Here is a 21,498-nt window from a genome sequence, read left to right as displayed (position 1 = left end):
ATTCATCGCTCTCCTCCGTTTTTAGGTACAAGGCGTTTTGGCTCCTTGGATGAGTTTATGAATCATTTTTTCTCCATCCAAGTATTACTGCTTTAAGGGGCTGCCTCCGAAACCATGTAAGAAAAGCTGAAATTCTGATTGTCTGCTGATTTGACAGCGCTTTTCTGCATTCACCAGATGGTATGAAGCATCGAGGCGGCCCGGAGGTTACGATCTGCGGTCACCAGCGGAGTTTGTGTCACAAGAGAAGATGCGCTGATGATTCTGTCTGCGGGATCACTGTTGATTGATGCGGGAAGGGTTGCAGAGAGCTGCGCAATTTCCGGAGTGATTTCCTGGAACACATAGTTATTTGCTGCTTTGAGCAAATCAATCAACTCAACGTACGATAAATCGATTTCAACTCTCTTTTTCTTCATGAGCATAGCAATTTCCCACAAGGAAATTGAGCAGAAAAGTATCCCATCTGAATCATTTGCCTTTTGCAAGGCAGATTTTGCCTTATTGCTCAGCAATTCCGGCTGAAGGGCATCCCATAGAATGATGTGCGTATCAACGGTGATCACTCCTTCCCTGCCTCCCATTGTTCATCAACCGGTGAAAGAACATCGTGCAGAACCGCCGTTCCGGAAATTTCCTTCAGTTTCATGCGTGCAATCTTTTGCGTGTCTACAGGAGGAACAATATGGGCAACTACTTTGCCCATTGAGGTAACCTCAACTGTTTCACCATGTTCAACGCGTTGCATTACTTTTTTCAGGTTGGAACGCAACTCACTCACCGCAATGGTCGCCATTATATTTCCATTTATATATTAACGTACAACACTATTGTACAAAACGAATGGTAATTTTCAAATGGTTATGCGAACAGATGGTGGTGAAACAGGCGCCCGGTTGGAAATAAACCGGATGGAACGGCAGGAACGAATGAGGAACTGAACCGAAATATCATAACCAAAAGAGGCTGACACCGTCAGCCTCTTTTGCATTCATTTATTTCTTCGTCTCATCCTTTTTCGGCAGTTCAACCCGCAGGTGCAACTCTTTCAACTGCTGGGGGGTAACCTCCGACGGGGAGGACATCATGAGATCCTGGGCCGACTGGTTCATCGGGAAGGCGATAACCTCTCGGATGTTCTGCTCGTCGCGCAGAATCATCACCAGGCGGTCGAGACCGGGAGCAATGCCACCGTGGGGAGGAGCGCCGAGCTTGAAGGCTTCGATCATGTGGCCGAAACGGAGATCAACCTCTTCCCTGCTGTACCCGGCAATCTCGAAGGCCTTGTGCATGATGTCAGGGCGGTGGTTACGGATTGCGCCGCTTGAGAGCTCGATGCCGTTGCAGACGATATCGTACTGGTAGGCAAGAATGTCGAGCGGTGACTTCGACTCAAGCGCCTCCATCTCTCCCTGCGGCATGGAGAAGGGGTTATGGGAGAAGTCGATCTTTTTGGCCTCCTCATTATACTCGAACATCGGAAAGTCCACAATCCAGCAGAAGGAGAGCTCATCCTTGTCAAGCGTAAAGAGATCGCCGAAGTAGGTTCTCATGCCGCCCATGATCCGGCAGGTCTGCTCCCACTTCCCTGCTCCGAAAAAGACCACATCGCCGGTTTCAACCCCGAGATGCGATTTCAGGGTTGCAAGATCATCTTCACTGAGAAACTTCACAACCGGGCCTTTCGGCCCCTCTTCGCGGAACTGGATATAGGCCAAGCCGCCCGAACCGAGCTCGCGGGCCCGCTTTTCGGCCTTGTCGTAAAAGAGTCTTGACTCGGTGCCGCGTCCCTTGAGCAGAAGCGCCTTGACGCAGGTGCCGGGTACAGTGTTGCTTGCAAAGACCTTGAATGAGGAGTTCACAAAGAGTGAGGTGACATCACTGATTTCAATCGGAATTCTCAAATCGGGCTTGTCCGTTCCGAAGCGGTTCATGACATCCTTGTAGCTGATGCGGGGGAAAGGAAACTCGGTAATGCGTTTCTCCGACATGGTACGGGTCAGATGCTCAACCATCCCCTCAAGAATCGCAAAGAGATCATCCTGCTCAATGAAGGCCATCTCCATATCAAGCTGATAGAACTCTCCGGGACTGCGGTCGGCACGGGCATCCTCATCCCTGAAGCAGGGCGCTATCTGAAAATAGCGGGGAAAGCCCGAAACCATCAGAAGCTGCTTGAACTGCTGGGGAGCCTGCGGCAGTGCATAGAATTTACCGGGATGGAGGCGGCTCGGAACCAGAAAGTCCCTGGCCCCTTCCGGCGAGCTTGAGGTAAGAATCGGAGTCTGTATCTCGATAAACTCTCTCTCCTCAAGATAACGGCGGATCGCAGCGGTAAGACGGCTGCGGAAAATAATATTCTCGTGGATCTTCTCACGGCGAAGATCGATAAACCGGTATTTAAGGCGCAGCTCTTCTGAGGTCTGCACCTCATCGGCCACAGGAAAAGGAAGAGGCTGGGCATTGCTCTCAACCGAAATCCTGCTGACAACCACTTCGATCTCACCCGATGCAAGCTTTGGATTGATCGTGGAGGGACTCCGGAGAACCACCTCACCCTCAATACAGATAACCGACTCTGAATGGAGCTGACCGGCAGCTTCAAAGAGATCCTGCTGCTCCGGCTGGATAACAAGCTGGCTGATTCCGGTATGATCACGCAGATCGATAAAGATAAGTCCGCCGTGATCGCGTTTTCTGTGAACCCATCCGCCGAGTCTTACCGTGCTGTGCTCAAGCTCCGGGTTCAACAAACCGCAATATTCGGAGCGAAACCGGTTCTGAAGAGCATGCGTTGTTCGGCCTGCAGCTTTACTCATAGTGATGCTATCGTCCTTTGGCATTGAAAAAATTAAAAGAGTGAATATGGGAAATTTTTCATGATTTATAAAACCTCTTGACCTCTCTCAGTAAACCAGTTCACCTCCGAACTCCCTGATGAGAAAGCGGAGAACCTCATTGGTCTGTGAAAGCTCCTGGAAGAGGGTAAAGACCGATTTCTCCCTGGTACAGGCATCTTTCTCGGAGTCATAGCGAAGACGGAGCTGGAGAGGCATCGCATAAAACTCCGACAGTTCGCGCTGCAGAAGCTCACGGTCCTGGAGCAGCTCTTCATAGGAGAACTTCCGGCAGCATACCATCTCAAGCACTCCTCCGGGAGTGCAGGAGGCAAGCTCACATGACTGGAGATGGGTTGCCATGAAGTTATGCGTTTTCCGGGCCAGATGGTCAAGAAACTGACGCCACTCAACCCTCAACGCATCAAGACTTGCAACCTGTTCAGGTGCTCCGGACTGCCCCTCTGCCGAGCTCTGGAGCTCCTTGTGCATCCGGCGCTCCCGCAGATCAGGAACAGTGGCAAATCCTGAAAGTTTTTTCTGCCATGAGCCGAGATCAAGATCAGCCGCGCCCTGTCGTTTTGATGCAACTGAAGGGGTTGAAGCCGGTGGAGCGGTTGGCGGAACGGGAGTCAGAGGCTTGTCAGAGGCTTTTTTTTTTGAAGCTGCACAAGTTGCGGCGGCTGCACACTCGCAACACCTGCACCCGGCACTATCTGATCAATATCAATAAGCTTGAGCAGGGCCAGCTCAAAACGGAACTGGTATTCAAACTGAAACTTCAGCTCTTTCTGGGTCTGCAGGAGAAACTCAACCATCTGCATGAGCGAAAAAGGTGAGAATTTGGTTGCATCCCGCTGATAGCGTTCTCGAACGGCATCAGGACGCTCAACAAGGCGGGTGGAGGACAAATTGAGCACAACGAGAATGTTGCGCAGATGCTCAATCAGCTTTTCAAGAAAATCCTGTTCATCGTAACCGTTGCGGATAACAAACTGCGCAACCTCAAGCATAGCGGCATGGTTGCGTTGCAGAACCGCATCGGTCACACCAAACATGTGCTCGTCGTCAATATAGTTCAGAAGCTCTGCCACACTCTGGTAACTGATACTCCCCTCATGATCATTTTCGGCAGTAAAGGCAATAACCTGGTCAAGAATGCTCTGCGCATCCCGCATCGACCCCTGAGCCTTGCGCCCGATGAGCTGAAGCGCATCGCCTTCAACCGTTATCTTTTCAGCATCGCATATCGATTGCAGCTGCTTCTGGATATCGGGCAGCGGTATCCTTTTGAAATTAAAGCGCTGACAGCGGGAGGCAATGGTTGCCGGAATCTTGTGCAGCTCTGTTGTGGCAAAGATGAAGATGGCGTGAGGCGGGGGCTCTTCAAGCGTCTTCAGAAATGCATTGAATGCCGCAATGGAGAGCATATGCACCTCATCGATGATATAGACCCTGTACTTCCCTTTCTGGGGGCCGTAGCGGACATTCTCCCTCAGAGCGCGGATATCGTCAACACTGTTGTTGGAAGCAGCATCAAACTCCGAAATATTGAGGCTTGTACCCGAATCAAAATCACGACAGCTTTCGCACTCTCCGCAGGGCTCGGTCACCTCCTGAAGATAGACCGGATCCTCCATCATTCTCTGGCAGTTGACCGCCTTGGCAAAAACTCTTGCGGCAGTGGTTTTGCCGACACCGCGCAAACCCGAAAAGATATAACCATGGCCGAGCCGTCCCATACGAAGCGAGTTCTGGATGGTGCGGGTAATATGTTCCTGCGCCGTAATATCTGCAAACTTGCTCGGTCTGTACTTACGGGCTATAACCTGGTAACTCATGACTGCGGTTGATTATTATCCTCTAACAAGGTGACAAGCGGAATATCCATGCTGCTTCTCAGGCTCTCCGATACAGCTCTCTTTATCGTTACTAAATGTAAGCTATTACCGTCGAAATTCATCAAGCCGTTTTCCATGGCACCAAACCCGGGAGGAATTATTTCATAGAGATCATATAATTTAAGGGTATGCAGATCGCGACTGATGGCCAGATCACCTCCGGCTGTGACATGGATAACGCCATGCTGCAGAAGCATATCAACAATCTCTTTCAGGAGTGAGGGTAGTGCCGGATGCAGGTTTTTAAGAATCTTCTTCATGTTCATATGGCTTCCCTTCTTCTGTGCGGCATAGACAAGAGCGAGAACCGAGAGAATTTCCGGAATACCCCGCAGGGGATTAAAGGGTTCCGACGCACTTCCGGCAGGTTTCAGGGCGCCGAGACAGAAAACAAACTCTGCACCGGTAAGCACGACAACCCAGCCGAGATAGATCCAGAAAAAGAGCATCGGTATAACCGATAACGCCCCGTAGATATGCTCGAAGGTTGCAACATTTGCGATATAGAAGCTGAACCATTTTTTCGACAGCTCAAAAAGTACGGCCGCAGCAAATGCGCCGGAGATGGCATGCAGAAACCTGACCCGGCAGTTCGGCACAAGCATATAGAGAAGAAAAAATGCAACGACCGAGTTGATGAAGGGCAGAAAGGAGAGCAGTCTGGTTTTCACCTCAAGCATCGGTCCTTCGGTGAATACCGTATACCAGACGTAGGAACCGGCCGCAAGGCTGCTGCCGATAAGCACAGGACCAAGCGTCAGTACCGTCCAGTAGAGGGTAAACCCCTGGAGCATCTTTCGCGGAGAGTGCACCTCCCAGATCTCATTGAGCGTATGATCGATTGTTGAAATAAGGGAGAGCGCAATGATAAAAAGAAACAATCCGCCCAGAAGAGGAACCGTCGCAGTCTTGCCGATAAAATCGTTCAGGTAGTGATTGAGAATACCCCCTGCTCCGGGCATGAAATTCTGGACCAGAAACTCCTCGATATTGTGTTTGAAGGGAGTAAAAACGGCAAATACGCTCAATATGGAGAGCACGACGGCCAGAAAAGGCACAATGGAAAGCAGCGTCTGAAAAGCCAGAGAACCGGCACCGAGAAAGATCCGGTCATGAATGAAATTTTTCCAGAAAAACGGAACAAACGCCCGCAGATAGCCGACACTTCCGGAATGGCCACCATCCTGCAGTTTCAATCTCTCCTCTCCTGTTTTCATCTTGATCAACATTTGACTCTGTGAACCCCATCACGCTTCAAGAGCCTGCCTGCTTCCGGCTGATCCCACCCTTGTCATAAGCAGGAGGCCTGTTAAAAAAAAGAGCAGCAGTGAACCAAGAGCCACCCGCTGACTCCCTGCCTGTGCAGAGACAAGACCAAAGACAAGCGGACCGGCTATGGCCGAAGCCTTGCCGAAGGTGCCATCATAAAAACCGAAAAACTCGGTAACATGTTCCGCCGGTGTAAGCCGGGCCATCATGGAGCGGGAAGCCGCCTGGGAGGAGCCCATTGAGAGACCGGCAAGCATTCCGGTATAAAAAAAGAGCTCCTTGCTGTCGGAGAGAATAGCCAGCAATACAACCGCAAACCAGATAAAAAGGGTGATAACAATGGTACGTTTCGGTCCGATCCTGTCGGTAACAAAACCGAAAACAACCGAACCGGCAATCGCCGTTGTCTGGACGAGCATAAAGAAGACAATCAGCTCGCCGGTTGTAAAACCGAAGGTATTCTGGGCATAGATCGACGAAAATGCGATGACGGTTAAAATAGCGTCATTGTAGAAAAAATAGGCCAGCAGGAAGCGGGCAAGATCGGGATAGTTCATGATGTGGCGAACTGTATACTGCACCTCTTTGACGGAACGACCGATCGCCGCAAGAGAGAGCGGGGAGTGCACCTCCCTCTTCCCGTCGCGGAGCGTAAGAAAGAGCGGTGTGGCAAACAGGGCAAAAAAAAGTGCCACCCAGAGAAAGCTCTGCCGGATATTCGATGCATTGGAGAGCACAATACCCCCGCTGAGAAGCGGTTTCATAAGCAGCAGGATGGAGAGGGCACCAAGATAGCCCATCGCAAAACCATAGCCGGATACCCTGCCGAGGCTCTTGTCGGAGGCAAGCTCCTTGAGGTAGGCGTCATAAAAAACCAGACCGCCCTCAAATCCCATGTTGGCAAGAATAAAGAGTGCGGCAGCACTGAGTGCCGTACCTGGTCCAGAAAAAAAAAGAAGGGCTGTTGCAACAACCGAGGTGAGGGTGAAAACGAAAAGAAAGCGTTTTCGTTTTCCTGAATAGTCAGCCGCAGCACCGAGCACAGGGGAAATGAGCGCGACAAGCAGCATCGAGAGGCTGACGCTGAAGCCCCAGAGCGCATCGCCGGAAGGCTCCCCTGCGCAGATAACATTCTTGAAGTAGAGGGGAAAAGCAAAGGTCACCATCATCACGCTGAAAGAGGTATTGGCAAAATCAAAAAGCAGCCAGGAGAACACCTTGTATTTCTGCGTCACGACAGGTTCCGGTTTAACTTGTGAGTGAATGGAGTGAACCCTTCAGACTCCGGCAATATGGCGAAAGAGTGATTCAAGGAGCGAGCGTCCGTCATCCGAGCCGAGCAGCTTCTCACTGGCTCTCTCGGGATGCGGCATCAGACCGAGCACATTGCCCTGACGGTTGATGATACCGGCAATATTTTTCACCGAACCGTTCGGATTGCTCCCGTCACTCACATTACCTTCGGCATCGCTGTATCTGAACACAATCTGCTCATGCTCCTCAAGGCTTTCAATGACTTCGGCCGGTGCAAAATAGTTTCCCTCTCCATGCGCAATAGGAATTCTCAGAACCTGACCAACGCTGTAGAGCGAAGTGAAAATTGTCGAGCAGTTCACCGCTTTGATGGTGGTCTGTGTACAGAGAAACTTCTTGTCGCGGTTGCGCGACAGCGCACCTTCGAGAAGCTTGCTCTCAAGCAGCACCTGAAATCCGTTGCAGATGCCGAGCACAGGGAACCCCTTGCGTGCAAACTCTATAACCTCCTGCATGATAGGAGAGAAACGGGCAATTGATCCGGCACGGAGATAGTCGCCATAGGAAAAGCCGCCGGGCAGAATAATCGCCTTCACCCCCTGCAGATCATGTTCATTATGCCAGAGCATGAGCGGCCGCACACCGTCAAAGGAGGCAACAGCATGCTCGGTATCATGATCACAGTTTGAACCCGGAAATACAACGACCCCTACAGTTACATCAGCCATGGTTGAGAGTGGTAATTAATTTACTTTTTCCAGCTCCAGAGAGTAATTCTCCATTACCGGATTCGATAAGAGTTTCTGACAGATCTCGTTGCCGATGCGTTCAGCCTGAACCGGATCCTCTTCATTGATAGTTACCTCGATATATTTGCCGATCCTTGCCGACTCAACACTCTGGTACCCGAGATTTTTCAAAGCATGCTCGACAGCCTTGCCCTGAACATCAAGTATGGACTGGCGAAGGGTCACCTTTATTTTTGCAGTATAGGGCATTATCACGCGGATGGTTGATGAAAAAAAATCAAGTCTGCCACTGACGATACAGCAGTGTGATTGACCGTACAATACCGAGCAGAATATACAACAACATGGCAAGAAAAAAAGCTTTCGAGTGAAAGACAAGAACACAAAACATTGCCACAATGTAGAGCGACATCTGTACGGGTTTACGGCGGAAGGATTCCACCGTCGGCTTGGGCAGTGCATCATAGTTGACCTTGCTGACCATGAGCAGGGCAAGAGCGGTGGAGAGCCATGCCAGAACACTCTGCATCATATGGAAGGGAAAGAGCGGATCACCACTCATCCAGAGCACAAATCCGGTTATGGTCAAAGCCTGGGCCGGAGTCGGAAGACCGGAAAAGGACTCCTTCTTGTAATCAATCATGCTGATATTGAAGCGGGCAAGTCGAAGTCCGCTGCCGATCATAAGCAGGGAGCTGATAAAAATCCCTGTCATGCCCGGCAATCCCTCAAGACCGAACTTGTAGACCAGATAGGCCGGAGCCGCACCGAAAGAGACAAGATCTGAAAGCGAGTCAAGCTCAAAGCCGAAATCGGAAGTCCCTTTGGTAACTCTTGCAACCAGACCGTCGATCGTATCAAAAAAAGCGGCCAGAATGATAAACCAGCAGGCGGCGACAAAACTCCCCTCACCCGACATGACAATCGAGATATAGCCGCTGACCATGTTCATGACGGTAAAAACCGATGGAACAAACGAACGCGAAACAAACGGAAACAGTTGTAACCGGTCCTTTGAACTGTTTTTCAGAAAAGGAGGATAACGTTTTAGCAGCTTTTTCTTGCCAGCATCAGCCATAAAGAGAAATATCCAGCATCCGGGAAAAATTACCCAAAACCGGCAAAACGCCTTTTAATGGGTGTTGATATCAAAAGTACAATCTTTCATCAAGCTTTTAAACAGAAAAGAGTTGCCGGGCACTCCCGTTCAATAGCTTTCATCCGCTGAAGGAAAAGCTCGCTCTCTGACATCATGAACATAGGACTTGACCGCATCTTCAATCACCGTATTCAAGTCGGCATACTGCCGGACGAATCGGGGATGAAACTCCCTGTTGAGACCCAGAATATCATTGATGACAAGCACCTGGCCATCACACTCAACACCGGCACCGATACCGATAGTCGGAATGGTCAGTGAGCGGGTAACTTCAGCAGCCAACGCCGATGGGATTTTTTCAAGCACAACCGCAAAAGCACCCGACTCCTCAAGAGCACGCGCATCTTCAAGGAGCTGGTCAGCCTCCCTCTCCTCCTCTGCCCTCACCTTGTAGCTTCCGTATTTGTAGATCGACTGCGGCATGAGCCCGAGATGACCCATGACAGGAATACCGACATCAGTGATTCTTTTCACCGTATCGGCAATGATCATGCCTCCCTCAAGCTTCAGCGCATCACACTCATGCTCCTTCATAATCTTTCCGGCATTGCGCAGGGCCTCATCTCCTGAAATCTGGTAGCTCATAAACGGCATATCCACCACCACCATTGCCCGGTTGCTCTCATCCTGAACCCCCTTGACCACCGCTTTGGCATGATAGATCATCTCCTCGATGGTAATCGGCAGGGTCGTACTGTGCCCGGCAAAAACATTGCTGGCCGAATCCCCCACAAGTATAACATCAACTCCGGCACGATCAAGAATTCTGGCCATGGTATAGTCATAGGCTGTCAGAACTGATATTTTCTCTTTCCCCTGCTTCATATCAAGCAGTCTTCTGGTCGTTACATGAGCTGCTTTATGCTGAACCCTTCTGTTCATGATGCTTGCTGCTTAATGGATTGTGTATAATCATAACCTTCAAGAAAATCCGATAATTCGTCGGGCTGAAGCACTACCGGCTCCAGACAGTGCTCTACTCCTGCCGATTGCAGCATCAATTCCGCAATGCGCTGATATGCCGGAATGTAACCGAGAATCTCTTCAAGCGTGGTGCTTTTTTGCTCCATCTCGTTGCTGACACGCTCGCGAGCATCCCCATCCGGATAGGCAATATAACGCCAAAGCTCCCTGTGCATGACGGAAAGAGGAAGAGAGCCATGCTGGAGCAGAATATCCCCTGTTCTGCGCTGAGCCGACCCGACAAGTTTACGACCCGCTACCTGCAGTTCATAGCGGGCAGAAGCCGTAAAACAGCTGACCGAACCGCTGCCGGGCACCTGCTCTGGCCCTGAAAGGGTGGAACGGCAGAACTCCGCCCGGATGCCGAGCGCTTCAAGAGCAAGCTTGATCACCTCATGGACCATCCGGTAGTGGGTGCTGTTCTCTGCCAGTGAATCAGTAATGAAACTGTAGGTAAACTCTTCAGCATGAAAAACCGCTCTGCCGCCGGTCGGCCTCCGGACAACATCAATACCAGCCGCCGCAGCGGCTCTCATATCAATATCCGACTCTCGCTGATTGTAGCCCAGTGTAATGGCAAATGGTCTCCATGCATAGAAACGCCAGAGACAACTCCCGTATCCGAAACGCGCCTGAAACCGTCCATCAAGAAATGCCGCCATCATCATCCGGTCGAACGCCATATTCTCTTCGCCGGTATGAAAACCGGTGTCAACACAATAAACCTTTGAAAAAAGAGGATTCACAAGCTGTAAAACAGTTCACGGTATTCATCGCAATCGCCACATTCAACTGCTCAAGATAGTTGAAAAGGATATGGCAACAAAAAAGAGAGCACGGCCGCAACTATTTCCTTGCGGGCAAACCGCGTTGCTTGCACCACCAGAGCTCAACGGGCATTCACCTCTTTTTTTTCAGGGGAGAAAACTTTTCAAGAATAGGTGCCACCATCCGGTCGATGTCCTGCTGCATGATCTCTGCATCCTGACGATCCCTGATTACACCCCAGGATGAACCCCGCCAGGCAGGAGCACCGGAGAGCGCGTCAATAATATCAATCACAAGATATCCCTCTTCATGGTAACGAACCCAGGCGGCTGAGCCATAGGGTTGCCAGAACGGCTCGGCAAAATAGCGACTACCGTTACGATAAGCCCTGAAAGAGTAACGCGGGGTATAATAAGGCTCAAGATACATCGAGCTCACGACGGCTTTCTGCAGCTGAATTTTGACCAGAAAATCAACCTGACCCTTTTTTTGAAGCAGATACCCCCTGGCTGCCAGTTCGCGATCTACCGAGCGGCGGGTACGATTGTAAACAAAGGGAGAGATCTCCAAAGAAGCCTTGTCCGTTTTGCCCTCCTCCCCGGAGGACCAGTTATAGGTAACATATCGTGACCGGTCTATGGATGGATCAAAGTCCGAGGAGACATAAACACTGCTGCAGCCGCTGAGCAGAAGCAGACAGCAGAGCGAGCTCCATTTGGCAAACACCGTAATGCGGAATAAAAACATGACAACAGCCCTCCGATGAGAATTCCCTGTAAAAGCAATGCTGTTTTATCAACCCGTTCACTCAAAGGTAACGAATCAATTTTTCAGTTCGTTTCCTTTTGCCGTAATCTCTCCGTCACCGCCCTCAAACAGCGACATAAACCGAAGCCCTCCTTATTTTCCTATTATTTTTGAACTGTGGATTGTTTGTATCAAGCCAGACAGGTATTTTGTTTCAGTAATCATTGTTACACAATATCCAATGTCTCCGTCTGATCCATGCAGAGAACGGTTATAGAGCACATCCTCACCTCGTTTCGCCACATTGCTGTTGCGGGAATATCTGCGAAACCCGATCGACCGAGTTACCAGGTTGCTCGGTATATGATGGAGCAGGGATATACCATCTATCCTGTCAATCCCAATAGCAAAGAGGTTCTTGGGTTGCGCTGCTACCCCTCTCTCTTGCTGATGCCGCCGGAGATCCGGGGTAAAATTGAGATTGTCAATATTTTCCGTAAAGCGGAGGATGTTCCGCCAATAGTTGATGAAGCGATCTCAATCGGAGCAAAGGTTATCTGGATGCAGTCAGGTATCAGTAACATGGAGGCCGCCGGGAAAGCACGCGAAGCAGGCCTGCTTGTTATTGAAAACCGCTGTATCGCTGTCGAACATCAATCACGTTATCACTAAACCCTTATAGCTCCTCATGGCACCTGTAACCGTCGCAATCATTTTTGGTGGAAGATCTGCTGAACACGAAATCTCGATTATATCAGCAAAATCAATTGCTGCAAACATCAATGCTGACCGCTACCGGGTTATCCCGATCTATATCACGCATGACGGAGAGTGGCTGCTGGATGGCATTGCCCGTGATATTCTGAACTTTGACCTTGCAACGCTGCTGAGAAGCTCTTCACTTGACGCCGCAGGCAAAACCCTCCGTCGCATGACAAAGGAGTCCGGACAGCACCCTTTCGACCGCAACTTCACTGCCACCGGAATCGATGTAGCTTTTCTGGTGCTCCATGGTTCCTATGGAGAGGACGGACGGATCCAGGGATTCCTCGACACCTGCGCCATTCCTTATACCGGATGCGGGGTTCTGGCTTCGGCTGTGACGATGGACAAAGCCCTTACCAAACTGTGTGTAGCCGATGCCGGCATAGCTGTCGCGCCCGGAATAACGCTCTTAAGCAGTGATTACCTTGCCGATCCGGATTCCTTTCATACCCGTATCGACAGAGAGTTTGAGTACCCCCTCTTCATCAAACCGGCAAACCTCGGCTCCTCTGTCGGTATTTCAAAAGTGCATAATCCGGCGGAGCTCCCTCTTGCCCTGAAAACCGCATGCACGCTCGACACAAAAATACTGGTCGAAAAGGCCATAAAAGGCCGGGAGATTGAAGTGGCTGTTCTCGGCAATGCGCAACCGGAGGTATCGGTATGCGGAGAGATCGAGCCCGGCAGCGACTTCTATGACTATGAGGACAAGTATATTCACAACAGCGCAAAAACCTTCATTCCGGCCCGCATTCCCTCCGTGCTCCAGGAAAAAGTCAGAGCGCTTGCTCTCAGGGCATACAAGGCTCTCGGATGCCGGGGCATGTCGCGAATCGATTTTTTTGTTGATGAAGAGAGCAGAAGCATCATACTCAACGAGGTCAATACCATTCCGGGCTTCACCGATATCAGTATGTACCCGAAGTTGATGGAGGCCAGCGGAATCCCGTTCCCCGAACTTGCCACGCGGCTGCTGGAACTGGCAATGAACGCGAGCACCCCCTGCAACTCAGGCTGTGAACAACGCTCATGACCTTTTCCGATTACGACAGCGCTCCGGCAAATGAGCATGCCATGAAGAGCGATCCGCACCTTTTTTTTGCAGAGGTCTCACTTGACATTTCACGGGGAAGATGCGAATCGGGTATTGAGAAGCTCCAGCCGTATATCGATCACTTTCCGGACTCCTATCTCTTCTGCCTGCTCTATGCCAAAGCACAGAGAGGCATCGAAAATTACGCGCTTGCAGGAGAGTATCTCAGAAAATGCTGCACCATTGCGCCGGCAAATCAGGTGGCATGGCAGGAGCTTCTGGAGCTTCAGGCTATCATTGCTGCACAGGATCCAGGCACTCCTGAAACGATGTTTGACCCCGTCACCGATGAGCTTGAAAAACTCACCGCTGCCCTCATGGGGTTCGAGCCGGTAAAAACCACCGAGAACGCCGACCCGACTCCGCTTCTGGAGCAGAAACAACCATTTTCAGACGATATGGCCATTGCCGTTCCGACAGAGACACTTGCAACCCTTTTCACTGCCCAGGGAGCCTACAAAAAAGCGATCAGGATCTATACCATGCTCATCCTGCTGAAGCCGCAGAACGCTGAGCACTATCAGCAGGAGATCGATTCGCTGCTTGAACGACTCTGAAGATACTCGACCAAACCCGTCTGCATGGAACTATTAACGCGGCCTTGCGGGTATAGAACTCTACCATTTACACATTATGAAGATTCCTTGCTTTAGACACACAATCGGGTCATCGCCAAGTCACTTGATTTCCAGACTCCTGTTATATCTCTCTTTTGCAGCGCTTGTATCAGCTCTCCCCGTAACCGCAATGGCAGCTGAAGTCGTTGCAAAAAAGTTGTCTCTCTCCAACTGCATTGAGATAGCATTGAAAAATGCGACATCAACCCTTAAAGCATCAAATAACGTAAAGCTCCAGAGCGCCGATGTGTTGAGAAGTTACGGCAGTTTTCTGCCGAAACTCTCCCTTTCAGCCAGCTACACCCCCTATACACTCAACCAGTCCTATTCGCAAATTTTCCCCGGAGAGCCTATATCGAAAATCAGGACAGAGAGTGAAACCGTCAGCATGACGCTCTCGACCTCTCTCAACCTCTTCAACGGCTTCAGGGACTATGCCGGACTGCAGGCCGCACTGCAGAGGAAGCGCGCTTCCGAGTACTCCCTGTCGCGTGCCATCCAGACTGTTGCTTTTGATGTAACCCAGGCATACTACCAGGTCCTGCTTGACCGTGAGCTGCTTGAAATCGCAAAGGAGAATCATCTTTCAACTCTGGACCAGTTGACCCTTACCGAAAGGCAGTTTCAAATTGGGCTGAAATCCATGATCGATCGATACCAGCAGCAGGCTGAGGCCGCACAGAGCAACCTTTCGGTCATCAAAGCCCAAACCCGCCTCCAGCACAGCAGGCTTGAGCTGCTGCGCAGACTGCAGATCGATCCTGAAACCGTTTTTATCCTTGAACCGCTTCCCGAAGAACTGAAAAAACCGCCCGAGAGCAAACCCGATATCAACAAGCTTATCAACCTTGCCCTTGAAGAGCGCATGGACCTGAAAGGCAGCCGGCTTGAGACATCAGCAGCAAAATGGCAGATCACCAGCGCCAGAGCCGCCTGGTATCCCAAGCTCGATTTAAATATCACCACAGGCAGCTCCGGAACCGCCTCTCTCAGCCAGAACATCGGCGGCAGAATCTCTGAATCAACATTTCCGGCTGTTTCCGATCAGCTTCGACAGACAATCGGCTACAACATAGGGCTCAACCTTTCCTGGGCGATCTTCGACGGATTTCAGACCAGCTACAACGTTCAGTCATCCAGAATCAACTATCTGAACCGTGAGCTCGACACTGAAGATCTTAAATACAATATCATCATTGATCTCCAGCAGGCCGCAACTGAATACAAATCGGCGTTCGTTCAGATTGAAGCCGCAAAGGTGAGTATGGCCGCTGCCGAGTCAGCTTATGAAGGGGTAAAAAGAAAGCATGAACTCGGTGCGGCAGGCTTTATTGAACTCAGCTCGGCAAGAGCAACACGTTTCAGTGCCCGCTCCAACCTCTCCCAGGCCACCTACAACCTTGCACTGCAGAAAAGTGTGCTTGATTACCGATCAGGCATACCACTGCAATAACCAACATGAATTCAGCAGAGCATAACAATGAGTAAACAGAAATCCCTTTTAAGCAAAAGAAACATACTGTTAGGGTGTGCCGCACTGTTAATTGCCGGCGGTGTGCTCTTTGCCGTGATCCGGCTCAGGGAAAAGCCGGTAGTGGTAACAACCGAAAAGGCCTTTATCAAAGAGGTGGTCCATCTTGTTACGGCAACCGGAAAAATAGAACCTGAGCTTGTTGTTGCCATGTCGCCCGACGTCTCGGGTGAAATTATTGAACTGCCCGTCAAGGATGGTCAAAGTGTGAAACAGGGTGATCTGCTCTTCAAAATTCAGCCCGACATCTACATCAATCAGGTGGAACAGAGCCTTGCACAACTTAATGCGGCCCGCTCACAGAACCTTGAAGCACAGTCACGGAAACTCAAGGCTGAGGATGATTTCCGCAAGGCATCACTGCTCTACAGGGAACGACTGATCTCCGAATCCGACTTCATTGCATCAAAAACCAATGCACAGGCCGCACGGGCCACCTACCAGTCATCACTCTATACCATAGCACAGAACAAAAGTCTTCTGGACCAGAACCAGGACCGGCTTAAAAAGAGTATTGTCCGGGCTCCGATCAGCGGATCCATTATAGCCCTGAACAGCAAGCCCGGAGAGCGGGTGGTCGGAACGGGTCAGTTTCCCGGAACAGAGGTACTGCGACTGGCAAACCTCGACAGCATGCAGGTCAAGGTCGAAGTCAATGAAAACGATATTGTGAATGTCAAAGCGGGTAATCCCGTATCAATTACGGTTGATGCCTACGGAGATCGTATCTTCAGGGGCATTGTGCATGAAATATCCAATTCAGCCATCTCGAAAGCCGCCGGAACCCAGGAAGAGGTCACCAATTTCTCGGTAAAAATCCGGATCTTCAATCATGACCGGCTCCTGAAACCCGGTATGAGTGCTACTGCGGATATTGAGGCTCAGCGGGTAAAAGATGCACTCGTTGTTCCCATCCAGAGCGTAACGATGAGAAGCAGCGGTGCCCCTGCACAAAATGTAAAACCTGAAAAAAGCGACATCACCATAATCTCTAAAACCAGGGCTCCGGAGAGCCGGCAGGGTGTCTTTGTTATCAATGGCGGCAAAGCCTGGTTCCGCCCGGTCAAAACCGGTACAACGGACAACACCCATATCATCGTCACCGGGGGGCTTAAAAAAGGAGAGGAGGTGGTTTCCGGCAGCTACACCGCCATTACCACAGAGCTCTCGGATGGCCGCCTTGTCAAAAAGCAGCAGCAATAGTGCCAGGAATGCCGACACCATCAATCATCTCCATGCAGTCGCTCTGCAAATTCTACGAAATGGGCGACCAGGTTGTAAAGGCGCTTGACTCGATCAACCTCGACTTCAGTCTGAATGACTACGCGGCAATCATGGGACCATCCGGCAGCGGAAAATCAACGCTCATGAATATCATCGGATGCCTTGACACACCGACCTCCGGCGTCTATGAGCTCAACGGTCAGCAGGTTGCCGAGATGGATGATGATGAGCTCGCCCGTATCAGGAACCGCGAAATAGGCTTTGTCTTCCAGACCTTCAACCTCCTTCCCCGCCTCAACTGCCTGCGCAATGTCGAGCTGCCGCTGATCTATGCCGGTGTCGCTCCTGAAGAGCGTGAATCCCGGGCAAGAGAAGCGCTCCAGAGGGTAGGTCTCGGCGAGAGGATAACGCACAAACCCGCAGAGCTCTCCGGCGGACAGATTCAGCGGGTCGCCATCGCGAGGGCACTCATCAACAAGCCATCAATTATTCTGGCCGATGAGCCCACAGGAAACCTCGATACCGCAACCAGCCATGAGATCATGAAGATCTTCGGCGAACTCTCCGAGGCAGGCAACACCATTATCCTCATTACGCATGAGGAGGATATCGCCCGATACACCCGCCGGATAATCCGGCTGAGGGATGGTAAAATAGAGAGCGACAATCGGCAATGAGCCTGAACTATCTCCAATTCCGGTACGAAACCGCAGAGAGTCTGAAAATGGCCCTCTTTCAGATCAGGGCAAATAAAACCCGATCCTTTCTTACCGCGCTCGGCGTCATCATCGGTATTGTCGCCATAACCATGATGGGAACAGCAATCAACGGTATTGATCGCGGTTTTGAAAAAAGTCTGGCCATGCTCGGCTACGATGTCATCTATGTGCAGAAATCCTCATGGAGCACCATGGGACAGTGGTGGCTCTACCGCAACCGTCCGGACCTGAAAACAGAGTATGCCGCCCAGCTCAACAGGATCATCGCCGATGATCCGCGCTCCGAACTCGCCATTGCTGTGCCGCAGATGTCAACCTATATCGCAACCGCTAAATACCGTGACCGGAACCTTGAGCAGGTCTTCTCCCTCGGCACCACCCATGACTACCTGCAGACCGCATCCGGAGCGCTTTCGGCAGGAAGGTTCTTTACTCCAGCAGAGTCCGCCGGAAGTGAAATGGTCTGTGTTGTCGGAGATGATATCGCAACCGGGCTCTTTCCCAATGAGCCCGCACTCGGTAAATCGATCCAGCTCAAGAGCCGCAAGTGCCGTATTATCGGAACATTCAGAAAACAGGGGAAGTTTCTCGGTCTCTTCAGTTTTGACAACCAGATCATCATGCCGCTTGGCGCCTTTGAGCGGATCTACGGCAAAAATATGTTCACGACCATCAGGGTCAAAATAATGGAGCAGAGCCGTGTTGAACCGGCAAAGGAGGAGCTGCTCGGGCTTATGCGCCGTATCCGGAGAATTCCGGCAGGAAAAGAGGAGGACTTCTCGATCAACGAGCAGAAGGCCTTCAAAAGTCAGCTTGATCCTATTAAAAACGGCATTGCTGTTGCCGGTATCTTCATCACCGGCATGTCGCTCTTTGTCGGCGCCATCGGCATCATGAACATCACCTTCGTCAGCGTCAAGGAGCGCACCAGGGAGATAGGACTGCGCAAGGCGCTCGGAGCAAGACGGCAGACCATCCTTTTGCAGTTTCTTATTGAATCGGTGATGATCTGCCTCATTGGAGGATTTGTCGGGCTTGTCACCTCCCTCTCCTTAACGTTTGCCATTGAAAAAATCATGCCTGACTTTCCCGTTGAGTTCTCACTCAACCTTGTCATGGCAAGTCTTGCCGTTTCGGTACTGACCGGCATTGTTTCGGGCCTCGCTCCGGCTGTAACAGCCTCAAAGCTCGACCCGGCAGACTCACTGCGTTATGAATAATAAACCGGACACCGCGGCACATGGTCGTGAGCGGGCCCAGCGCAAGATCGGGATAATAAATTTTCCGGGGTACCCTGATGTTAATGCGTGAAACTGTCATCCAGGCGATCACCTCCCTGACCGTCAACAAGCTCCGCTCATGGCTGACCATCATGGGGGTGGCCGTAGGCGTCTTCTCCATCATCGCTGTCATGACCGCACTGGATGCCATTGACAAAAGCGTTGAATCAGGACTCACCAGCCTCGGAGCCAACACCTTCCAGATACAGAAAGACCCTGCCATGGTATTCGGCAGCGGACACAGCCGGAACTTCTATGCCAACCGCAAAGAGATCACCTACAAGCAGGCGCTCCTCTTCCGGAAATATATGGCCGGCAAAGTCCGCAATATCGGCTTCATCATTGTCAGACCTGCCAATCTGGCAAAATATGCCAACCGCACCACCAACCCCGATGTCGCCATGACCGGCGGTGATGAAAACTTTGCTGCATCCAACGGCTTCGCAATCGCAGCCGGCAGAAACCTGTCGGAAAATGATATCCGCACGGCAAGAAACAGTGCCGTCATCGGCAGCGAACTTGCCGAGACCCTCTTCCCTTCAGGCGAAAACCCGCTGAACAAATTCATCAAGGTAAACGGCGAAGTCTACACCGTTGCCGGTGTATTCGTAAAAAAAGGGGCAGCGTTCGGCCAGAGTCAGGATAACTTTGTGCTTATCCCCATAACCCGCTTCCTTCAGCACATCAACGAAAACAGCAGCCTCAGCATAACGGTTGAAGCGCTCTCACGCAAAGAGTATCAGCAGACCATCGACCGGGCAATCGGTGCCATGCGGCTCGCCCGGGGGCTCACCATAAAGGATATCAACGACTTTGAAATCAGAACCAACGAATCGCTCATCGACTCCTTCCGCGATATCAAGCTTGCTATCAGTACCGGAGCATTCATTATCAGCTTTATGGCACTGCTGACCGCCGGAGTGGGCATCATGAACATCATGCTGGTCAGCGTCACCGAGAGAACCCGGGAGATCGGAATCAGAAAATCTATCGGAGCTCCCCGAACCACCATTCTCCGCCAGTTCCTCTTTGAGGCACTCTTTCTCTCCATCGCCGGTGGGTTGATCGGCGTGCTTGTCGGTGTCTCAGCCGGAAATATTTTAGCATTTAAATTCAATCTGCCACCCATTTTCCCCATCCTCTGGATAACCGTCTCCATGGTCGTCTGCTCCGCCATCGGCATGGCATTCGGACTCTTCCCCGCCTGGAAAGCTGCAAACCTGAATCCGGTTGAAGCCCTGCGCCCGAAATAAAACAAGCAAAGCTCCATCGCTGGAGCTTTGCCTGTTTTGGCATTCTGAACAAGCAATGCCGGGTTTGATGTGGTGACTATCAGATAGTCTGTGCGGTAATCGTGAACGATCCTGCATGGGCACCGGACTCTGTCGTGTTCGAGAAGTTGAGTGTCATCTTGACATCTCCAACGGTCTGGGTCTGGCCGGTAACACCGCGAAGCAGTGTTGTAACCGTTGCGCCTGTAACCGCGCCGCTTACACCATTGGTTGAAGCAAGTCCGTATCCGGTTACACCGATCTTGGAGGTTGAGCCGACCCTCGTTGCCGAGAAATCAGTTCCGGTAATCGATACCGTTGCGGTTCCGCTGCTTGACAGACCGGCAATCGCCCAGGCATTCTTCAGCGTGATGTTGGCCGATGATGGGCCGACCTCTGTTGCCGATGCTGCCAGTGTCTGTGAGGTATCACCAAGGGTTGTCCAGGTTGCCGATAACGGTGAACCGGTCTGCGATGCGCTTGACGAGGTTGCCGAGAAGTTCAGGGCAACGGCACTGTAGTAGTGCAGAACAAGGTACTCAGGCATCGTCACGGTCGTGGTGGTCGTTCCTGACTGGGAGACCGGTGCTGCCATAACGGATGACGGCATAACCGAGAGACCGAGAAGTGCTGCTCCGAGAGCAAGGGTGCGAAGAGATTTGCTGTTTTTCATGATCGTATCCTGTTTGGTCGTAGTTGATAATTTCGTGTTTCTGATTCTGTATGTAATGCATCAACTACCGTGCCAGAAAAACACCTGCCAACAACAATGCGACCATTCCGCCTCTCTCGAAATAACGTTATCTCTATATTTATCATTTTCTTATCGCGATTCTTCCCCGATGATTCATTCTCACCGGACAGAGCGTTCTGGATTAAATTAAATACTGGAGAGGTTACTGAAGGAGACAATCTGTCTCACATAAATCTATCAGTATCGTTTTTTGAGACATTTTGTGAGACTACCGGGCCGCTTATTGCGGTTGAATCCCTTTGCGGGGACCTCACCTGCAGAGGAAAGAGCTACCGGCTTTCATAAACATCAAAAAGGGAAGGCTCCTGCTCATGAACCTTCCCTTTTTACTGCTCCGACTCTTATTATAGAACCGGTGCGTATGTATTCCTCTATCCTATATGGTCTGTGCGGTAATCGTGAACGATCCTGCATGGGCACCGGACTCTGTCGTGTTCGAGAAGTTGAGGGTCATCTTGACATCCCCGACTGTCTGGGTCTGGCCGGTAACACCGCGCAACTGGGTGGTAATGGTGCTTCCTGAAACCGCTCCGCTCACTCCATTGGTTGAGGCCAGTCCGTATCCGCTGACACCGATCTTTGAGCTCGAACCGGCTC

Annotated in this window: 22 protein-coding genes and 1 pseudogene; 8 read left to right on the top strand and 15 right to left on the bottom strand. The window is 51.1% G+C overall.

Going from position 1 to position 21,498, the window contains the following annotated elements:
- Nucleotides 1-170: 170 nt before the first annotated feature.
- From G9409_RS11760 to G9409_RS11705, 13 genes are all read right to left on the bottom strand, one after another.
- Nucleotides 171-584 (bottom strand): type II toxin-antitoxin system VapC family toxin, encoded by a 414-nt coding sequence (locus tag G9409_RS11760; RefSeq protein WP_166808943.1) that lies wholly within the window; start codon nt 582-584, stop codon nt 171-173.
- Nucleotides 563-796: a type II toxin-antitoxin system Phd/YefM family antitoxin gene (locus tag G9409_RS11755; protein WP_166808942.1), complete on the bottom strand. Its 234-nt coding sequence runs from the start codon at nt 794-796 to the stop codon at nt 563-565. Before G9409_RS11755 ends, G9409_RS11760 begins: the two co-directional genes overlap by 22 nt.
- 199 nt (nt 797-995) lie before the next feature.
- Nucleotides 996-2,819 (bottom strand): aspartate--tRNA ligase, encoded by a 1,824-nt coding sequence (aspS, locus tag G9409_RS11750; protein WP_166808941.1) that lies wholly within the window; start codon nt 2,817-2,819, stop codon nt 996-998.
- An 87-nt stretch (nt 2,820-2,906) separates the two neighbouring features.
- Nucleotides 2,907-3,329: a DNA polymerase III subunit gamma/tau gene (locus G9409_RS12075; protein ID WP_235923351.1), complete on the bottom strand. Its 423-nt coding sequence runs from the start codon at nt 3,327-3,329 to the stop codon at nt 2,907-2,909.
- A gap of 140 nt (nt 3,330-3,469) precedes the next feature.
- The gene (dnaX, locus tag G9409_RS11745; protein WP_235923350.1) at nt 3,470-4,678 is read right to left on the bottom strand and encodes a DNA polymerase III subunit gamma/tau; all 1,209 of its coding nucleotides are present in this window, start codon (nt 4,676-4,678) and stop codon (nt 3,470-3,472) included.
- Nucleotides 4,675-5,967 (bottom strand): YihY family inner membrane protein, encoded by a 1,293-nt coding sequence (locus G9409_RS11740; protein WP_166808940.1) that lies wholly within the window; start codon nt 5,965-5,967, stop codon nt 4,675-4,677. Before G9409_RS11740 ends, dnaX begins: the two co-directional genes overlap by 4 nt.
- An 18-nt stretch (nt 5,968-5,985) precedes the next feature.
- Nucleotides 5,986-7,242 carry an MFS transporter gene (locus tag G9409_RS11735; RefSeq protein WP_166808939.1) on the bottom strand — a complete coding sequence of 419 codons (1,257 nt, stop codon included), beginning with the start codon at nt 7,240-7,242 and terminating at the stop codon, nt 5,986-5,988.
- Nucleotides 7,243-7,284: 42 nt separating this feature from the next.
- Nucleotides 7,285-7,989 carry a phosphoribosylformylglycinamidine synthase subunit PurQ gene (gene purQ, locus G9409_RS11730; RefSeq protein WP_166808938.1) on the bottom strand — a complete coding sequence of 235 codons (705 nt, stop codon included), beginning with the start codon at nt 7,987-7,989 and terminating at the stop codon, nt 7,285-7,287.
- A 15-nt stretch (nt 7,990-8,004) separates the two neighbouring features.
- Entirely contained in the window at nt 8,005-8,259 is a 255-nt protein-coding gene (gene purS / locus G9409_RS11725; RefSeq protein ID WP_076790264.1) for a phosphoribosylformylglycinamidine synthase subunit PurS, read from the bottom strand.
- A gap of 28 nt (nt 8,260-8,287) precedes the next feature.
- Complete coding sequence (gene pssA / locus G9409_RS11720) at nt 8,288-9,088, bottom strand: CDP-diacylglycerol--serine O-phosphatidyltransferase (protein WP_166808937.1); 801 nt, start codon at nt 9,086-9,088, stop codon at nt 8,288-8,290.
- Between the two features lie 129 nt (nt 9,089-9,217).
- Nucleotides 9,218-10,051 (bottom strand): 3-methyl-2-oxobutanoate hydroxymethyltransferase, encoded by an 834-nt coding sequence (gene panB, locus G9409_RS11715; protein WP_166808936.1) that lies wholly within the window; start codon nt 10,049-10,051, stop codon nt 9,218-9,220.
- Nucleotides 10,048-10,878 (bottom strand): lipoate--protein ligase family protein, encoded by an 831-nt coding sequence (locus tag G9409_RS11710; RefSeq protein ID WP_166808935.1) that lies wholly within the window; start codon nt 10,876-10,878, stop codon nt 10,048-10,050. The genes panB and G9409_RS11710 overlap by 4 nt, the downstream gene beginning before the upstream one ends.
- A gap of 154 nt (nt 10,879-11,032) precedes the next feature.
- A complete protein-coding gene (locus G9409_RS11705) occupies nt 11,033-11,647 on the bottom strand; it encodes a DUF4136 domain-containing protein (protein ID WP_166808934.1) in 615 nt (204 codons plus the stop codon).
- Between the two features lie 258 nt (nt 11,648-11,905).
- Between G9409_RS11705 and G9409_RS11700 the strand changes: the two genes are divergently transcribed.
- The 8 genes from G9409_RS11700 (at nt 11,906) to G9409_RS11665 (ending at nt 20,129) form a co-directional block, all read left to right on the top strand.
- Nucleotides 11,906-12,319: a CoA-binding protein gene (locus tag G9409_RS11700; RefSeq protein ID WP_166808933.1), complete on the top strand. Its 414-nt coding sequence runs from the start codon at nt 11,906-11,908 to the stop codon at nt 12,317-12,319.
- A gap of 16 nt (nt 12,320-12,335) precedes the next feature.
- Nucleotides 12,336-13,445, top strand: a complete 1,110-nt coding sequence (locus G9409_RS11695; RefSeq protein WP_166808932.1) for a D-alanine--D-alanine ligase family protein — start codon at nt 12,336-12,338, stop codon at nt 13,443-13,445.
- The gene (locus G9409_RS11690; protein ID WP_235923349.1) at nt 13,442-14,062 is read left to right on the top strand and encodes a hypothetical protein; all 621 of its coding nucleotides are present in this window, start codon (nt 13,442-13,444) and stop codon (nt 14,060-14,062) included. Before G9409_RS11695 ends, G9409_RS11690 begins: the two co-directional genes overlap by 4 nt.
- Nucleotides 14,063-14,252: 190 nt before the next feature.
- The gene (locus G9409_RS11685) at nt 14,253-15,575 is read left to right on the top strand and encodes a TolC family protein (protein WP_235923347.1); all 1,323 of its coding nucleotides are present in this window, start codon (nt 14,253-14,255) and stop codon (nt 15,573-15,575) included.
- 27 nt (nt 15,576-15,602) lie between these two features.
- Entirely contained in the window at nt 15,603-16,856 is a 1,254-nt protein-coding gene (locus tag G9409_RS11680) for an efflux RND transporter periplasmic adaptor subunit (RefSeq protein WP_166808930.1), read from the top strand.
- A gap of 8 nt (nt 16,857-16,864) precedes the next feature.
- Nucleotides 16,865-17,554 carry an ABC transporter ATP-binding protein gene (locus G9409_RS11675; RefSeq protein WP_208019731.1) on the top strand — a complete coding sequence of 230 codons (690 nt, stop codon included), beginning with the start codon at nt 16,865-16,867 and terminating at the stop codon, nt 17,552-17,554.
- Nucleotides 17,551-18,816, top strand: a complete 1,266-nt coding sequence (locus tag G9409_RS11670; protein WP_166808929.1) for an ABC transporter permease — start codon at nt 17,551-17,553, stop codon at nt 18,814-18,816. Before G9409_RS11675 ends, G9409_RS11670 begins: the two co-directional genes overlap by 4 nt.
- Before the next feature lie 77 nt (nt 18,817-18,893).
- Nucleotides 18,894-20,129, top strand: coding sequence for an ABC transporter permease (locus G9409_RS11665; RefSeq protein WP_166808928.1), 1,236 nt, complete (start codon nt 18,894-18,896; stop codon nt 20,127-20,129).
- A gap of 79 nt (nt 20,130-20,208) precedes the next feature.
- Here the strand turns inward: G9409_RS11665 and G9409_RS11660 are convergent, their stop codons facing one another.
- Together G9409_RS11660 and G9409_RS11655 are read right to left on the bottom strand one after the other, a co-directional pair.
- Nucleotides 20,209-20,820, bottom strand: a complete 612-nt coding sequence (locus tag G9409_RS11660) for a hypothetical protein (RefSeq protein ID WP_166808927.1) — start codon at nt 20,818-20,820, stop codon at nt 20,209-20,211.
- A gap of 457 nt (nt 20,821-21,277) precedes the next feature.
- Nucleotides 21,278-21,498, bottom strand: a pseudogene (locus G9409_RS11655) (hypothetical protein); the annotation flags it as partial.

The organism is Candidatus Chlorobium masyuteum, from assembly GCF_011601315.1.
Lineage (GTDB): Bacteria > Bacteroidota > Chlorobiia > Chlorobiales > Chlorobiaceae > Chlorobium > Chlorobium masyuteum.
Note: the sequence above shows the minus strand (reverse complement) of the source record. Positions and strands in the feature narration are given on the sequence as shown.

Excerpts from the sequence above, each read along its gene's own strand:
- G9409_RS11675 (WP_208019731.1), top strand. The coding sequence starts at position 16,865 with ATGCCGACACCATCAATCATCTCCATGCAGTCGCTCTGCAAATTCTAC.
- G9409_RS11755 (WP_166808942.1), bottom strand. The coding sequence starts at position 796 with ATGGCGACCATTGCGGTGAGTGAGTTGCGTTCCAACCTGAAAAAAGTA.
- G9409_RS11700 (WP_166808933.1), top strand. The coding sequence starts at position 11,906 with ATGCAGAGAACGGTTATAGAGCACATCCTCACCTCGTTTCGCCACATT.
- aspS (WP_166808941.1), bottom strand. The coding sequence starts at position 2,819 with ATGAGTAAAGCTGCAGGCCGAACAACGCATGCTCTTCAGAACCGGTTT.
- G9409_RS12075 (WP_235923351.1), bottom strand. The coding sequence starts at position 3,329 with ATGCACAAGGAGCTCCAGAGCTCGGCAGAGGGGCAGTCCGGAGCACCT.
- G9409_RS11670 (WP_166808929.1), top strand. The coding sequence starts at position 17,551 with ATGAGCCTGAACTATCTCCAATTCCGGTACGAAACCGCAGAGAGTCTG.
- G9409_RS11705 (WP_166808934.1), bottom strand. The coding sequence starts at position 11,647 with ATGTTTTTATTCCGCATTACGGTGTTTGCCAAATGGAGCTCGCTCTGC.
- G9409_RS11685 (WP_235923347.1), top strand. The coding sequence starts at position 14,253 with ATGGCAGCTGAAGTCGTTGCAAAAAAGTTGTCTCTCTCCAACTGCATT.
- G9409_RS11695 (WP_166808932.1), top strand. The coding sequence starts at position 12,336 with ATGGCACCTGTAACCGTCGCAATCATTTTTGGTGGAAGATCTGCTGAA.
- purQ (WP_166808938.1), bottom strand. The coding sequence starts at position 7,989 with ATGGCTGATGTAACTGTAGGGGTCGTTGTATTTCCGGGTTCAAACTGT.
- G9409_RS11665 (WP_166808928.1), top strand. The coding sequence starts at position 18,894 with ATGTTAATGCGTGAAACTGTCATCCAGGCGATCACCTCCCTGACCGTC.
- G9409_RS11760 (WP_166808943.1), bottom strand. The coding sequence starts at position 584 with ATGGGAGGCAGGGAAGGAGTGATCACCGTTGATACGCACATCATTCTA.
- purS (WP_076790264.1), bottom strand. The coding sequence starts at position 8,259 with ATGCCCTATACTGCAAAAATAAAGGTGACCCTTCGCCAGTCCATACTT.
- G9409_RS11690 (WP_235923349.1), top strand. The coding sequence starts at position 13,442 with ATGACCTTTTCCGATTACGACAGCGCTCCGGCAAATGAGCATGCCATG.
- pssA (WP_166808937.1), bottom strand. The coding sequence starts at position 9,088 with ATGGCTGATGCTGGCAAGAAAAAGCTGCTAAAACGTTATCCTCCTTTT.
- G9409_RS11660 (WP_166808927.1), bottom strand. The coding sequence starts at position 20,820 with ATGAAAAACAGCAAATCTCTTCGCACCCTTGCTCTCGGAGCAGCACTT.
- G9409_RS11740 (WP_166808940.1), bottom strand. The coding sequence starts at position 5,967 with ATGTTGATCAAGATGAAAACAGGAGAGGAGAGATTGAAACTGCAGGAT.
- dnaX (WP_235923350.1), bottom strand. The coding sequence starts at position 4,678 with ATGAGTTACCAGGTTATAGCCCGTAAGTACAGACCGAGCAAGTTTGCA.
- G9409_RS11680 (WP_166808930.1), top strand. The coding sequence starts at position 15,603 with ATGAGTAAACAGAAATCCCTTTTAAGCAAAAGAAACATACTGTTAGGG.
- panB (WP_166808936.1), bottom strand. The coding sequence starts at position 10,051 with ATGAACAGAAGGGTTCAGCATAAAGCAGCTCATGTAACGACCAGAAGA.